The sequence below is a fragment of the Nonomuraea sp. NPDC049480 genome, from assembly GCF_044465905.1.
Classification (GTDB): domain Bacteria; phylum Actinomycetota; class Actinomycetes; order Streptosporangiales; family Streptosporangiaceae; genus Nonomuraea.
On sequence record NZ_JBITMD010000037.1, the window covers coordinates 1 to 14,530 of the forward strand.

Annotated in this window: 12 protein-coding genes; 6 read left to right on the forward strand and 6 right to left on the reverse strand. The window is 68.3% G+C overall.

Annotation, left to right across the window (positions count from 1 at the left end):
* Positions 1-111: 111 nt before the first annotated feature.
* Positions 112-855 (forward strand): deoxyribonuclease IV, encoded by a 744-nt coding sequence (locus ACIBX3_RS54415; RefSeq protein WP_397128692.1) that lies wholly within the window; start codon positions 112-114, stop codon positions 853-855.
* Positions 856-918: 63 nt separating this feature from the next.
* Here ACIBX3_RS54415 and ACIBX3_RS54420 read toward each other — a convergent pair whose 3' ends face one another.
* The 4 genes from ACIBX3_RS54420 to ACIBX3_RS54435 form a co-directional block, all read right to left on the reverse strand.
* The gene (locus ACIBX3_RS54420; RefSeq protein ID WP_397128693.1) at positions 919-1,983 is read right to left on the reverse strand and encodes a mannosyltransferase family protein; all 1,065 of its coding nucleotides are present in this window, start codon (positions 1,981-1,983) and stop codon (positions 919-921) included.
* Positions 1,980-3,302 carry a glycosyltransferase family 87 protein gene (locus ACIBX3_RS54425; RefSeq protein ID WP_397128694.1) on the reverse strand — a complete coding sequence of 441 codons (1,323 nt, stop codon included), beginning with the start codon at positions 3,300-3,302 and terminating at the stop codon, positions 1,980-1,982. The genes ACIBX3_RS54420 and ACIBX3_RS54425 overlap by 4 nt, the downstream gene beginning before the upstream one ends.
* On the reverse strand, positions 3,299-5,830 hold the full coding sequence (locus ACIBX3_RS54430) for a transglycosylase domain-containing protein (RefSeq protein WP_397128695.1): 2,532 nt from the start codon (positions 5,828-5,830) through the stop codon (positions 3,299-3,301). The genes ACIBX3_RS54425 and ACIBX3_RS54430 overlap by 4 nt, the downstream gene beginning before the upstream one ends.
* A gap of 175 nt (positions 5,831-6,005) precedes the next feature.
* Positions 6,006-6,446 carry a DUF5318 family protein gene (locus ACIBX3_RS54435; RefSeq protein ID WP_397128696.1) on the reverse strand — a complete coding sequence of 147 codons (441 nt, stop codon included), beginning with the start codon at positions 6,444-6,446 and terminating at the stop codon, positions 6,006-6,008.
* An 80-nt stretch (positions 6,447-6,526) separates the two neighbouring features.
* Here ACIBX3_RS54435 and ACIBX3_RS54440 point away from each other — a divergent pair, with 80 nt between their 5' ends.
* Positions 6,527-7,117 (forward strand): helix-turn-helix transcriptional regulator, encoded by a 591-nt coding sequence (locus ACIBX3_RS54440; RefSeq protein ID WP_397128697.1) that lies wholly within the window; start codon positions 6,527-6,529, stop codon positions 7,115-7,117.
* Positions 7,118-7,130: 13 nt separating this feature from the next.
* Positions 7,131-8,210, forward strand: a complete 1,080-nt coding sequence (locus tag ACIBX3_RS54445; RefSeq protein ID WP_397128698.1) for an inositol-3-phosphate synthase — start codon at positions 7,131-7,133, stop codon at positions 8,208-8,210.
* A 90-nt stretch (positions 8,211-8,300) separates the two neighbouring features.
* Here ACIBX3_RS54445 and idi read toward each other — a convergent pair whose 3' ends face one another.
* The gene (gene idi / locus ACIBX3_RS54450) at positions 8,301-8,885 is read right to left on the reverse strand and encodes an isopentenyl-diphosphate Delta-isomerase (RefSeq protein ID WP_397128699.1); all 585 of its coding nucleotides are present in this window, start codon (positions 8,883-8,885) and stop codon (positions 8,301-8,303) included.
* Positions 8,886-8,991: 106 nt separating this feature from the next.
* Here idi and ACIBX3_RS54455 point away from each other — a divergent pair, with 106 nt between their 5' ends.
* The gene (locus tag ACIBX3_RS54455) at positions 8,992-10,296 is read left to right on the forward strand and encodes an MFS transporter (RefSeq protein WP_397128700.1); all 1,305 of its coding nucleotides are present in this window, start codon (positions 8,992-8,994) and stop codon (positions 10,294-10,296) included.
* Here the strand turns inward: ACIBX3_RS54455 and ACIBX3_RS54460 are convergent.
* On the reverse strand, positions 10,247-11,647 hold the full coding sequence (locus ACIBX3_RS54460; protein WP_397128701.1) for a CCA tRNA nucleotidyltransferase: 1,401 nt from the start codon (positions 11,645-11,647) through the stop codon (positions 10,247-10,249). The genes ACIBX3_RS54455 and ACIBX3_RS54460 overlap by 50 nt on opposite strands.
* A 160-nt stretch (positions 11,648-11,807) precedes the next feature.
* On the opposite strand from ACIBX3_RS54460, the gene ACIBX3_RS54465 reads away from it, so the two are divergent.
* The gene (locus tag ACIBX3_RS54465; protein ID WP_397128702.1) at positions 11,808-12,332 is read left to right on the forward strand and encodes an aminoacyl-tRNA deacylase; all 525 of its coding nucleotides are present in this window, start codon (positions 11,808-11,810) and stop codon (positions 12,330-12,332) included.
* A 50-nt stretch (positions 12,333-12,382) separates the two neighbouring features.
* Complete coding sequence (locus tag ACIBX3_RS54470) at positions 12,383-14,527, forward strand: DUF6049 family protein (RefSeq protein WP_397128703.1); 2,145 nt, start codon at positions 12,383-12,385, stop codon at positions 14,525-14,527.
* Positions 14,528-14,530 lie beyond the last annotated feature (3 nt).

Below are 14,530 nucleotides of genomic sequence, written 5' to 3' on the forward strand. Positions count from 1 at the left end.
CCCCAGGCTCGCCGCACTGCGTTGAATGGTCGCGCTCGCACGGGGCTCCGCTGGTCACGCAAGCTACCGCTCTCCGCCCCAGGCTCGCCGCTCCGAAGTAAGGTCGGGGACATGCTGCGCATCGGAGCTCATGTCGATCAGGACGACCCCGCCGCTCACGCCGAGGAGGTGGGGGCCGAGGTGGTGCAGTTCTTCCTCGGTGATCCCCAGGGCTACGACAAGCCCGTGCTGCCCGCCAAGGCGGTCGAGGGCGTGGACATCTACATCCACGCGCCCTATCTGATCAACGTGGCCACCACCAACAACCGCATCAGGATCCCCAGCCGCAAGCTGCTGGAGCAGCACCTCAAGGCGGCCGCGGGGCTCGGCGCCAAGGCCCTGATCGTGCACGGCGGCCACGTCAACAAGAACGACGACCCGCAGACCGGGTTCGACAACTGGCGCAAGGTGTTCGAGCGCATGGAATGCCCCATCCCCGTGCTGATCGAGAACACCGCGGGCGGCGGCAACGCGATGGCGCGCAAGCTGGAGCGCATCGCCCGGCTCTGGGACGCGCTCGACGGCTTCGACGTCGGCTTCTGCCTCGACACCTGCCACGCGCACGCGGGCGGAGAGGAACTGGTCGACCTGGTCGACCGAGTCAAGGCCATCACCGGCCGCATCGACCTGGTCCACTGCAACGACTCGCGCGACGAGTTCGACTCCGGTGCCGACCGCCACGCCAACCTCGGCCAGGGGAAGATCGACCCCGAGCTGATCCTGGCGGTGTGCCGGGCGGCCGCGGCGCCGGTCGTGGTGGAGACGCCCGCCGCCGGACAGGCGGACGACATCGCGTTCCTGAGGAAAAACCTCTAGCGAATGCACACAGCCTGTGGATAACTTCCCTGGATTACCGAGACGAAGAAACGGGTATAGGCATCAGCCCGCCCACGCGCCACTCAGGAACCGGGCCGTATTGACCAGCATGAGCGGCCCGGAAATCAGGGCATAGAGCGCGATCACCCACGCCCGCCTGGTCGCGACCTTGGCCACCAGCACCCACAGCGGGAACCACAGCACCAGCGAGCGCGGGATCGACAGGTAGTACGCCGACGTCATCAGCGCCGCCGCCTGCGCCCCCGTGTAGACCAGTTCGCTCCACCTACGCAGCACGAGCAGCCACACCAGCACGGCGACGGCGACCACGGCTCCGGCGATCTCCATGCGGAAGGCCACCGCGAAGTCGTCGACCCCCATGGCCGAGCGCCAGGTCGTCTTCCACGCCTCCCACGGCCACTCGAACTCGCGCCCCCAACCGGCCTCCTGCGCGTGCTTCCACGCCAGCCAGTCGCCCGACCTGCCGTAGTGGTAATACGAGTACGCCACCAGCGGCATGAAGGGCACGACCAGCCACCCGGCCCGCCGCGGTGCCTCCCTGCTCGCGAAGAACTCCACGACGAGCGCCACCGCCAGGAACAGCCCCGTGATCCGCACGCAGGAGGCCCCCGCCGCCAGCAGCACCGCCTGCGGCCACTGCCCCTGCCTGGCCGCCAGCCACGCGGGGATGGCGAAGGCCAGGAAGAGCGACTCGCTGTAACCCGCCGACAGGAACACCGCCATCGGGAAGACCAGCAGCGCCAGCACCGCCATCCACCCGTTGGCGCCCTCGAGCTCGGCCAGCCTGGCCAGCGCCACCATGGCCACCGCGCCGGAGACCAGCGAGATCAGCACCCCGGCCGCCGACCAGTCCGGCACCACGAGGTGCACGACGCGCAGCACGGCGGGCAGGCCGGGGAAGAACGCGGGCAGTCCGTCGTCCGCGGGCCTGCCCGGCTCGCCGTCGTAGCCGTACTGGGCGATCGTGATGAACAGCCCGGCGTCCCACTTGCGCCACTTGTCGGCGTACTCGCCGAGCGTCACACCGAGCAGTGTCGCCACCAGCAGCCCGGCCCGCGAGCCGAACCAGAGCAGCAGCGCGTCCCGGGTGGCCGAGCGAGTGATCATCGAATGACGGACGCCAGCGTGAACCGGTCAGGCGCGTCGTCGAAGACGCCGCCTCCCTGATCGTCGACGTCGGCCTGCCGCACCACGTCCTTGTCGGGCCGCAGGATGTCCCGGACCACGAACGCCATCATGATCGCGATCGTGATGATGCGTCCCCAGACAGCGGTGAAGTACGTGTCGTCACCGATGCCCAGGTCGTCCCGGTCGAGCGGAGACTGGGAGAGCAGGTAGAGCCAGATGGCCACGAAATACCAGACCTCGGCCAGCTGCCAGAGCACCAGCGGCTTCCAGTTGGGCCTGGCCAGCACCGCGAACGGCACCAGCCACAACACGAACTGCGGCGACCACACCTTGTTCGTCATCATGAAGGCGGCCAGCGCCAGGAAGCAGATCTGCGCCAGCCGCGGCCGGCGCGGTGCGGCCAGCGTGAGCACGGCGATGCCCAGGCACAGCAGCGCCAGCGACAACATGCCGAGCGTGCTGACATCCCACTCACCGAGGACCGGCCAGCCCTTGTTCTGGAAGAACAGCCATGGCGAACCCCAGTCGATCCCCCGCTCCTCGGAGAAGACGTAGAACCTGCGCCACCCCTCCCAAGCCAGGATCATGAACGGCGCGTTGACCACGATCCACGCGACCGCCGCCGAGACCATCGTCACCAGGAACGGCCGCCATCGCCCGGTACGCCACGTGAGCAGGAACAACGCGCCCACGAACATCAGCGGGTAGAACTTCGTCGCGATCGCGAGTCCCAGCAGCACCCCGGCGAACACGTGCTGACGCCGCGCCCAGGCCAGCAGCATGCCCATCGACAGCGCGCCGGCGACGAGGTCCCAGTTGATGTACGCGGCCAGCACCACGGCCGGCGAGATCGCGTACCAGAGCGCGTCCCACCGCCGCGTCGGCCCGGCCACCGCGGCCATCAGCAGGACGCCGATCACCAGGCAGATGCCCAGCAAGATGACCGTCAGGTCGTAGAACCTGACCGCCTGCGCGACCCTGTCGATCTCCAGCGCCCGGGCGATCCAGCTGATCACCTGCATGACCTCGCCCAGCACCACCGGGTATTCGACCTGCTTGTCGAAGGGCACCTGGGCGAAGTAGGGGTTCTGCTCGTACAGCTGCCGGTCGAAGTAGAGCGGGTAGATGTCGGTGTAACAGAAGTTCGTGTACGTGGACACCTGGTCGTTCCAGCCCCCGGTCCGGCACGGCAGCCGCACCACGTACGCGAGGGTCGCCCCCAGGGCCGCGATCAGCCCCAGGGGGAGGAACGGCACGGCACGCATCATCAGGGGGACGCGTGCCTCGGTCGTCTTCACCAACCCTCTTCCCGCCCCGTGGGCCGCGGAGCGGGCGCCAGGCCGCCGCCGAACCCTCCGTCGTCGCCGCCCTGCGGGAACCCGTCGTCGGTGTCCTCGCCGATGCCGTCGTCACCGGTGGTGCCGTCGTCGCCGGTGGCACCGTCGTTGCAGGGCGGGAAGAGGCAACCCTGGTCGCCGGTGGACGGGTCATCCTCGGCGAACGGGTCCTCGTTGGTGAACGGGTCCTCATCGGCACTGGGGGTGGGCGAAGGCGTGGGCGTGGGGCTCGGCACGATGTTCTGCGGCTGGCCGTAATCGGCCTTCTGCGGGAACTGCTCGATCGGCTTGCCCTCGTGCGCGAGCAGCATGAACTTCTGCCAGGCGGCGGTGGGCGGACCGGCGCCCTCGAACTCGAGGGACACCTCGTAGGGCCTGGTGTACGGGTTGTTGATGTTGTACTTCTTGCTCGGCTTGCCCTTGGGCGTGATCGGGCAGTTGGAGTGGATGGGCGGGACGACCGTGCCGTCCTTCCTCCGGCACTCCTCGCGGTAGAACCCGACCGCGGCGGAGTACTGCGGCGTGTAGCCGACGAACCAGGCGCCGTTCTCGTCGTTGTTCGTGCCGGTCTTGCCGGCCGCCGGGCGGCTGCCCAGCCCCTGGCCCCGCGCGGTGCCTCTCTGGAGCACGGCCTGCATGGCCACCGTGGCGTCGGCCGCGACGCCTTCGTCGATGACCCGCTTGCTGACCCGCTGCTCGGGGTAGACGACCTTCTTGTTGAGCTTGACTTCCTTGACCACGTGGTAGCGGGTGTACTTGCCGCCGTTGGCGAAGATCGAGTAGCCCGCGGCCTGCTCGACCGGGGTCACCGGAGCGCTGCCGATGGCGAACTGGTACTGGTGGTCCGCGATGTCCTTTTCCATGTCCTTCTGGTTGAACCCGGCCGCCTCGACGAGGTTCTTCACATCGTCGATCTTGTTGGGCAGGGCGAAGGCCATGGAGACGAACGCGGTGTTGACCGAGTCGGCGGTGGCCTTGACCACGTCGACGGCGCGGCCCACATTGTGGCTGTTCCTGAGGCCGCGCTCGAAGCCGGGGATCTTCTCCGGCACCGTGTCGCTGCCCGGCACGTAGCTCTTGAGCGAGTAGCCGGCCTGGAGCCAGGCGGCCAGCACATACGGCTTGAACGCCGAGGCGGCCTGCTTCTTGGACTCGAAGGGCTCGTTCCACGGGTCGGTGATGTAGTCGGAGCCGCCGTAGAACGCCACGACGCGCCCGTTACTCGGGTCCACCGCGGCCAGGCCGGCGTGGAACTCCTTGTTCATCCCGCTCATGGTGGTCGTGACGGCTTCCTTCGCCGCCAGCATGAGCCTCCTGTCGAACGTGGAGATGATCTGGTAGCCGCCGCTCTCGATCTCGTCGGAGGTGAGGCCGCGGGCCTCCAGCTCCTTCAGCACCTCCTCCACCATGTAGCCCTTGAGGCCGCCCAGCACGTTGGTGTCGCGGTACTTCTCCGTCTTGGGGAACTGGGCGGTCTGCTTGAGCTGGCCGTACTTGTCCGGCCAGAGCTCGGCCATGTTGTCGATGACGTTCTTGAAGCGGGCCCTGAGCGCGGGCTCGTCGGCGTCCCAGTTCGGCTGCTGGATGCGCGCGGCGAGGTAGGCGCTCTGCTCGGGGGTCAGCTTCGCGGCGGTGACATCCTTGCCGAAGTACGCCTTCGCGGCGGCCTGGACGCCGTAGGCCCGGCCGAAGTTGACCGTGTTCAGATACGTCTCGAGGATCTTGTCCTTGGACATGGTGTCGTCGAGCTTGACGGCCACGAAGATCTCGTTGACCTTCCGCTTGATCGACACTTCCTGACTGAGGCCGTCGAAGTAGTTGCGGGCCATCTGCTGGGTGATCGTCGAGGCGCCCTGGAGCTGCTGGCCGGTGGCCGTCATATACAGGGATCGGATCATGCCGGGGATCGAGATGCCGGAGTCCTCATAAAAGGTCTGGTTCTCGATGGCGATCGTCGCGTCTCTGACGGTCTGCGCCATCTGCGTGAGATTGACCTTCTCCCGCTTCGTGCCGAGCCGGGCGATCTCCCTCTTGCCGTCGTTGTAGTAGATCGTGCTCTGTTGCGCGGTCGCCTCGTCCTGGGTACCGGTGGGCACCGTGGTGTTGGCGTACGCCACCATGATCATGCCGAAGAGGCCGGCCACGAGCACCACGATGCTGGCCACGATGATCTTCCAGCTCGGCACGAACCTGCGCCAGCCGCCGCGGTTCTTCGTCGGCGGCCCAGGCGGACCAGGAGGCTCCGGCGGACCACCCTGCGGCTTCCTGCGCGAGCGCCGCGGGCTCTCGCTGATCATGGTCTCTTCGTTACTCACCGTGTGCGTGTCCTGGCGAGCTCGTGAGCGCGAGCGCGGCGGCGGCTGCTCGCCGGGCTGCGGAACCGGGGCGTCACCCCGGGGTGGCGAAGAGCCGTCGTACGGCTGCGCGGCCATGGTGCCCGTCTGCTCGAAGGCCGCTTCCGGACGACGCTGCGGCTGTGCCGAACCCATGGGTGCTTCGCCGGTTTGCGGTGGAGAACCCTGGGGCACAGAACGGGATGAGCTGGAGCGACGGCGCCTTCCCGGGCGGGCCGTCCCCTCATTCATGCTGTTACTCACACGTCCTCGCACTGTCGTCGGAACAAAAAACGGCGGTGGGCGTGAGGTTTCTCGCCGCCCTCGGTCTTCACGCTTGGCCGAAGAGGTCAGGCGGTCCGTTCCCGAGGACGTACGAAACCGTCAGGTGGTTCCAGGAACAACCTTGGCAGACCTCGACGACGTACACCCGGAACTCATCGTAATCATGGGCCATGGCCGCGAGTTCCGACGCGACCTTTGCCTGTCCGGCATGCCGTCCGAGCGCATCCCCGTAGACATAGGTCACGTTGGTGACGTTCTCCCTTTCGCACACCGGGCAGAGGCGTTCGGTCGGCTCGCCGAAGTGGCGTGCCGCGCGAAGGAGGTAGGGCTGTGCGTCGCAGATTTCGCCGCGCGAGGTGCGCCCGGCACGCAGAGAGCGGACTACCGCCTTTTTCGCGAGACCGTAATCCACCACCCTTCGCTGTGACCACATGAGCGCCAGACTACGGCGTTTCAACGGATCATCCCAACGACTCAGCAAATCCATAGATTGCCGCGATATAGCAGCCCGACGTATCCTGGGGATGTATCGGCTCGATACATCGACGCGAGAGGGGGCGGTTTCCGATGGCCGGCGGACAGGGCAGGGTCTTGGAGCTGGCCGTGCTCGGGTCGCTGCACGAGACGCCGCTACACGGTTATGAGCTGCGCAAACGGCTCAACGCCCTGCTGGGGATGTTCCGCGCGTTCTCCTACGGGTCGCTGTATCCCTGTTTGCGGTCACTTCTGGCGCAAGGCCTCATCGCGGAGGAGCAACCGGCTCCCACCACGATCGTCGGCGGCAGATCGAAGATCGTTTACAAGCTGACCGCCGAGGGGAAAGAACGGCTGCAGGAGCTGCTGACGCAGGCCGGGCCTTCCGCCTGGGAGGACGAAAGCTTCGGTGTGCACTTCGCGTTCTTCCGGCACACCGAGGCCGAAGTGCGTCTGCGCATACTCGAAGGCCGCCGTAGCCGGCTTGAGGAGCGGCTCGACGCCGTGCGGACGGCGCTGGCACGCACCCGGGAGCGCCTCGACAGTTACACGCTCGAGCTGCAGCGTCATGGGCTCGAGTCCGTCGAGCGCGAGGTGCGCTGGCTGAACGAGCTGATCGCAACGGAGCGTCGGGCCTCATCCGAGGAGAGGCCCGAAAGAGATACCACGTCAACTGATGAGTAAGGGAGCGAGTGCGATGGGTTCGGTTCGCGTGGCCATTGTCGGTGTCGGCAACTGCGCGTCGTCGCTGGTCCAGGGCGTTCACTACTACAAGGACGCCGACCCGGACACACGGGTCCCGGGCTTGATGCACGTGAGGTTCGGCGACTACCACGTCGGCGACGTCGAGGTCGTCGCGGCGTTCGACGTGGACGCCAAGAAGGTCGGCCGTGACCTGTCCGAGGCGATCGTCGCCAGCGAGAACAACACGATCAAAATCTGCGACGTGCCGCCCACGGGGGTGACGGTCCAGCGCGGCCACACCTTCGACGGCCTGGGCGAGTTTTACCGGGAGATCATCGAGGAGTCCGACGAGGAACCCGTCGACGTGGTCCAGGTGCTCCGTGACAACGACGTCGACGTCCTGGTCTCCTATCTTCCGGTGGGCTCGGAGGATGCCGACCGCTTCTACGCGCAGTGCGCCATCGACGCGGGCGTGGCGTTCGTGAACGCCCTGCCGGTCTTCATCGCCTCCGACCCGGAGTGGGCCAGGAAGTTCACCGAGGCCGGGGTGCCGATCGTCGGCGACGACATCAAGTCGCAGGTCGGCGCCACGATCACGCACCGCGTGCTGGCCAAGCTGTTCGAGGACCGCGGGGTGGAGCTGCTGCGCACGTACCAGCTCAACTTCGGCGGCAACATGGACTTCATGAACATGCTGGAGCGTAAGCGGCTCCAGTCCAAGAAGATCTCCAAGACGCAGTCGGTCACCTCGCAGATCCCGCACGAGATGGGCAAGGCCGACGTCCACATCGGGCCGTCGGACCACGTGCCGTGGCTGGACGACCGCAAGTGGGCGTACGTGCGGCTCGAGGGGCGGTCCTTCGGTGACACGCCGCTCAACCTGGAGTACAAGCTCGAGGTTTGGGACTCGCCGAACTCGGCCGGCATCATCATCGACGCGGTGCGGGCCGCCAAGATCGCCCTCGACCGGGGGATCGGCGGGCCGATCCTGTCGGCGTCGTCGTACTTCATGAAGTCGCCGCCCAAGCAGTTCTCGGACGACGAGGCTCGGGAGTACGTCGAGAAGTTCATCAGGGGTGAGGTCGAGCGCTGACCGCCGCCTGGCCCACGGCGCCGTACCCGCTGGTCGGGTGCGGCGCCTGTTTTTGCGGCGTTCAGAGCGGCCTGGGAGCCCCCGGAAGGGTCAGAGACGGGCGGCCGGGGGCAGTTCGGCTGCCGGGGCGGGTCGCCAGGTCAGGGGGTCGGAACCGAGCTCGGTCAGCAGGGGGACCTGTTCGCGGCACCAGGGCGAGATCGCCAGCAGGCCGTTCTGGACGCCTTCGGCGAACTCCTTCCACGGCATCCACCGCGTCTTCCCCACCTCCTCCGGATTCGGCACCACAGGTCCGTCCACGACGACGCGGTAGACCGGGCAGAGCTCGTGCTCGACGATGCCGTTGGCCATGACGGCACGGTAGGAGAAGGCGGGCAGTATCAGGTCGGCCCGGTCGACGGCGATCCCCAGCTCGTACGACAGCCGCCGCGCGACGGCCCGGTCCACCGCCTCCCCCGGCAGCGGATGACCGCAGCAGCTGTTGGTCCAGACCCCCGGCCACGTGACCTTGTGGTCGGCCCTTTTGGTGAGCAGCACGTGGCCTTCAGGATCGAAGACATAGCTGGAGAACGCCAGATGGAGCGGGGTCTCACGGCCGTGCACCGATGTCTTGGGCGCGGTGCCGAGCGCGTGGCCGTCGCGGTCGACCAGCACAACGTGTTCCTCAGTCGTCACGCTATGAAGCGTACGAGATCATGACGACCGCTGGGAACAGGCGACCCACCCGCTGCGCGGACCTCCCCCGCATCCTATTGGACGGCCGCTTGGCTAGGCTGGCGGCGTGTCATTTGTCGCCGATCTCCGCGTCGTCCTGCGTGGCAGGGACTTCAGACGGCTGTTCGGCACGCGGCTGGTCTCCCAGTTCTCCGACGGGATCTTCCAGTTCGGCGTGGCCGGATTCGCCTTCTTCAGCCCTGAGAGCCAGACGACCGCACTCCAGGTGGCCGCTGGACTGGCGGTGCTGCTGCTGCCGTACAGCATCCTCGGCCCCTTCGTCGGCGTGTTCATCGACCGCTGGTCGCGGCGTCAGATCCTGGTGGTCGCCCCCATCGTGCGTGGCGCGCTGCTGCTGGTGGCCGCGGGGCTGGTCGCCGCCGACGTGCCGGACGCGGTGTTCTACGGGGCGGCGCTGGGCGTGCTCGGGGTCAACCGGTTCTTCCTGGCCGCGCTGGGCGCGTCGCTGCCGCACGTGGTGCCCGCGGAGCGGCTCATGGCGGCCAACGCGGTCACGCCGACGTCGGGCACCGTGGTGACGTTCATCGGCGTGGGCGTGGCGGTGCTGCTGCGGAAGGTGTTCGGCAGCGACGACTTCGGCGTGGCGCTGCTGCTGATCACCTCTGGCGTGGTGTTCGGGCTGAGCTCGCTGGTCGCGCGCACGATGGACCGCAGGCTGCTCGGCCCCACGTACGACCCCAAGAGGCCGCAGGCCCGCCAGGCTCTGCGCAATGTGGTCGTCGGCCTCGTGGACGGCGCCAAGCATCTGGTGAGCCACCGCGTCGCCGCCGCCACCATGGGCGCGATGGGCGCGCACCGCTTCTTCTACGGCATGGCCACCGCGCTCGGCATCATCCTCTACCGCTACTACTTCTACAACGGCGACGCCGATGCCGCGCTGGGAGGTGTCACCCTGGTCGTGGCCACCTCCGGCGTCGGCTACTTCCTGGCCGTGATCATCACCCCGTACGCGACCGAGCGGTTCACGATCGAGCGCTGGGTGCCGATGGCCCTGTCCGGCGCCGGGGTGCTGACGGCGGCGCTGGTGCTGCCCTTCCAGGAGTGGGGGCTGCCGGTGGCCGGGTTCGTCCTGGGCGTGGCCGGGCAGAGCGTCAAGATCTGCGCCGACACCACGGTCCAGCGCGACGTCGAGGACATCTACCTGGGCCGGGCGTTCTCGATCTACGACATGCTCTTCAACGGCATGTACGTCCTCGCCGCGGCCCTGTCGGCGGCCATCCTGCCGGCGAACGGCAAGTCATACCTGGCCGTCGTGATCGTCTCGCTCGGCTACCCGGCGGCGGCGCTCGGCTACCGGTTGATCACCCGCCAAGGTCGTCCGACCTCGACCACTCCAGCAGCGCCTCGGTAGCCGCCTCCTTGCCGATCATGCCCTTGTCGAGCCTGAGGTCGAGCAGGAACTTGTAGGCCCGTCCCACCACCGGCCCGGGACCGATGCCCAGGATCCGCTGGATCTCGTTGCCGTCGAGCTCGGGCCGGATCTTGGCCAGCTCCTCCTCGTCGGCGAGCCTGGCGATGCGCTCCTCGAGGTGATCGTAGGTGCGCGACAGCGCGACCGCCTTGCGCTTGTTGCGCGTGGTGCAGTCGGCCCTGGTCAGCTTGTGCAGCCGGTCCAGCAGGTGCCCGGCGTCGCGTACGTAGCGCCGCACGGCGCTGTCGGTCCACTCCCCCGTGCCGTAGCCGTGGAAGCGCAGGTGCAGCTCGACCAGCCGCGCGACGTCGGCCACCACGTCCTTGGGGAACTTCAGCTCCGCCATCCGCTTCTTGGTCAGCTGGGCGCCGACCACCTCGTGGTGGTGGAACGACACCCGTCCGCCCGGCTCGTGGCGGCGCGTCTTCGGCTTGCCGATGTCGTGCATGAGCGACGCCCAGCGCAGGATCCGGTCCGGCTTGCCGTCCTCCTCCTGCGCGATGGCCTGGTCGAGCACGGTCAGCGTGTGGTCGTAGACGTCCTTGTGCCGGTGGTGCTCGTCTATCTCCAGGCGCAGCTTGGGCAGCTCGGGCAGCACGTGCGCCGCCAGGCCGGTCTCGACGAGGAGTCGCAGCCCCTCACGCGGGTAGGCGCCGCAGATGAGCTTGTCGAGCTCGTCGCGGATGCGCTCGGCGGAGACGATCTCGATCCGCTCGGCCATCGCCGTCATCGCGGCCAGCGCGCCCGGATCCACGGCGAACCCGAGCTGGGACGCGAACCTGGCGGCCCGCAACATGCGCAGCGGGTCGTCGTCGAAGGAGCGCTCCGGCGTGCCGGGCGTGCGCAGCAGCTTGCCGGCCAGGTCGTCGAGCCCGCCGTACGGGTCCGTGAACTCGTGCCCCGGCAGGCGCACCGCCATCGCGTTGACCGCGAAGTCGCGCCGCTCCAGGTCGGCCTCCAGCGTCTCGCCGTACATGACCTCGGGCTTGCGGGACTTCGGGTCGTACGACTCGCTGCGGTACGTCGTGATTTCGATCAGCCAGCCGCCCTTGCGCAGGCCGACTGTGCCGAAGTCGATGCCGATCGTCCACACGGCGTCGGCCCAGTCCCTGACCAGCTCCAGCACCCGCTCGGGGCGGGCGTCGGTGGTCAGGTCGAGATCGTTGCCGCTGCGGCCGAGCAGGATGTCGCGCACAGGACCGCCGACGAGGGCCAGCTCGTGGCCCTTGGCGACGAAAAGGCGGCCGAGCTCGTCGGCCACCGGGGCGATCTTGCGGAACAGGTCGGTCATGGCCCGCTGCTGGCTTTCGGTCAAAGTTGAGTCGGACAAACCGGGTCGGGTCCTTCGTCGGTCTGAACTTCCGGAACATATCCCCCGAGCCACACCAGGTCCGGGTTACCTTCGGTCAAGGGACCGTCGGGGGCCAGGGCAACAAGGCTAGGAGGTCTATATGAAGGACGCCCTCGCGATCCACCGCTGGCTCCTCGCCCACCAGGTCCATCATGAGATCGTACGCCTTCCGCGCCCCATGACATGCGCGGACGAACTACCCGAGACGCTCTCCGCAGCGCCCGGGAGGTGCCTGATGGTCACGGTTTTCGAGGTCGCCACCAGGATCGGGGGCGAGGCCGTCGTCGCGGTCGCCTCCTCGGTGGCACATCCCCCGCGCCCGGGAGCCGTAGGTGGTCTGCTCGGCGTGCGCCAGGTGCGACCGGCCCCGGCCCACGTCGTCAACGCGGCGACCGACTACGCCGACGGGCTGGTCTGCCCGCTGCTGCTGCCGGAGTCGTTGCCGATGCTCATCGACGACCGGCTGCGGGCCGACACGGAGGCCGTCTTCACCGCCACCGGCGAACGCCACACCGCCCTCAGTGTTCGGGCGCTCGACCTGCTGACACTCCTGCCAGGCAAGATGGTCGACCTGCGCAGCCCACGACCGCGAGGATCACGTGAGGCGGTCGCGGGGCGGCACTGAACCCGTACCATTGCGGGCGTGCGTCGTCGTACTCCAGCTCGGGCGTCCGCGTGATCCGTAAGGCCACGCTGCTCGCAGCGCTGTCCGCCGCGTTGCTCGCCCCACTGGTGGCGGCGACGCCGGACACGGCTGCCGCGAAGGCGAGCAGGCAGGGCATCAGCCTGTCGATCGCGTCGATCACACCGGACGTGCCCGACAGCCAGACCGATGTGATCAAGTTCACCGGCACGCTGCGCAACGACACCGGCGCGCCACTGTCAGGGTTGCGCGTCCGCCTGCGCTACACGGGGCAGAAGTTCACCGACCGCGCGCTCATGGCGGCCTACGCGACCGACCCGAACCCGGCGACACTCCCGGGCAAAGCCTCGTTCAGCTCCGCGATGGACATCCCGCCTCTGGCGGCCGGCGCGCAGGCACGGTGGGAGTTCACCGCGACGCCGGTGCAGCTCGAATACCGCTCGTTCGGGGTCTATCCGATCGCCGTCGACGTCGCGCAGAACGGCATCCCGGCGACCCAGGTGGCGCCGCAGCGGACCTATCTGACGTACGCGCCGCCCACGGTGCCGAAGGTGCCGCGCAACAAGCTCGCCATCGCCCTGCCCGTCATCGACCAGCCGCATCGGGCGACCGACGTCAACCCATCGCCCGACGCGAAGGGCGCGGCCCTGTTCGTTGACGACAAGCTGAGCCAGGCGATCACCGGAAAGGGCCGCCTGGCCGACATCGCCCGCATCGCCCAGGTCGCGCCCAGCGAAGCCACCTGGTTCATCGAGCCCTCGCTGCTCGACGACCTGTCCATGATGACCAAGAACTACCAGGTCAAGGCCAAGGACAGCGTGACGGCCAAGCCCGCCAACACCGAGGCCGGGCAGTGGCTGACGGCCATGCGCACCTCGCTGGCCGACTCCCCCGTGGTCGCGGTCCCGTACGCCGATCCCGACATCGCCGCGCTCGCGCACAAAGGGCTGGACGACCAGACCAACAAGGCGATCCAGCTCGGCGGTCAGAAGGCCAGGGCGCTGCTCGGCCGCAACGACGTGAAGACCACCGTCAACTGGCCGGCCGCGGGCGTGCTCGACGCCGACGCGCTCGACCTGCTCTCGGTCAGCGACGACAAGGTCAACAAGGTCCTGCTCAACTCGACCAACCTGCCGCCGCAGCCGCCCGTCGCGTTCACGCCCGACGCCGCCTCGACGATCGACTCGGTCAACGGCCCGGTCACCGCGCTGGTCGCCGACCCCGAGCTGAGCCGCCTGTTCGAGCCGGCCGGCCCCACGTCCGTGCTGCTCAGCACGCAGCGCTTCATCGCCGAGACTGCCATGATCTCCGCCGAGCCCGGCCAGACCCAGCCGAGGTCGCTGGTCATCGCCCCGTCCCGGCGCTGGGACCCCAACCCGGCGCTCGTCTCCGCCCTGATGAAGACCGCGGACCGGCTGCCGTGGCTGCGGCTGACCACGCTGGACTCCATCAAGCCGGGCAAGGCGTCGGTTCCACGTGCCGGCCTGACCTACACCGAGCAGGACCGCAAGGAAGAGCTGAGCGCCAAATACCTGACGCCGGTCAAGGACCTCGCGGCGAAGGCGCAGCTCACCTCCCTGATCACGAAGGCCAGGACGCCGTCGAGCTTCGACGCGGCGGTGCTCAGGGCGACCTCGTCGGCCTGGCGCAACAGCACGCGCATGGGCCGCGCGGTGACCAAGCTGGTGGACTCGGCCGTCGTGGAGCGGATCGACAGGGTCCAGATCACCGGGACGGGGCCCGACCGGCTCCGCACCCTGGCCGGCACCAACGGAGTCGTGCCCATCAGCGTGAAGAACTCCCTGGGCACCGACATCGCGCTCTACATCGACGTCCGGTCGAACGACCCCGATCTGCTGCAGGTCGACTACAGCCAGCAGGAGCCGATGACCATCAACGCCGGGCAGAGCGGCATGGTCCAGGTGGAGATGAAGGCCACCCCCGGCACCAGCGGCGACGCCACGGTCACCGTCCAGCTCAGGACCGCTGACAACAAGGCGTACGGCAAGCCGCAGCGGCTGACCATCCGCACCACCGGCTACACCGGCATCGCCTCCGTGATCGTGGGCGCGGCGCTCACCGTGATGCTCGCCGCCGTGGTGCTGCGGGTCCTGCGGCGCAGGTCGGAGCGGAAGCTGGCGCGGACCGCCAAGAACCGGGAGAGGGCAACCGTATGAGCC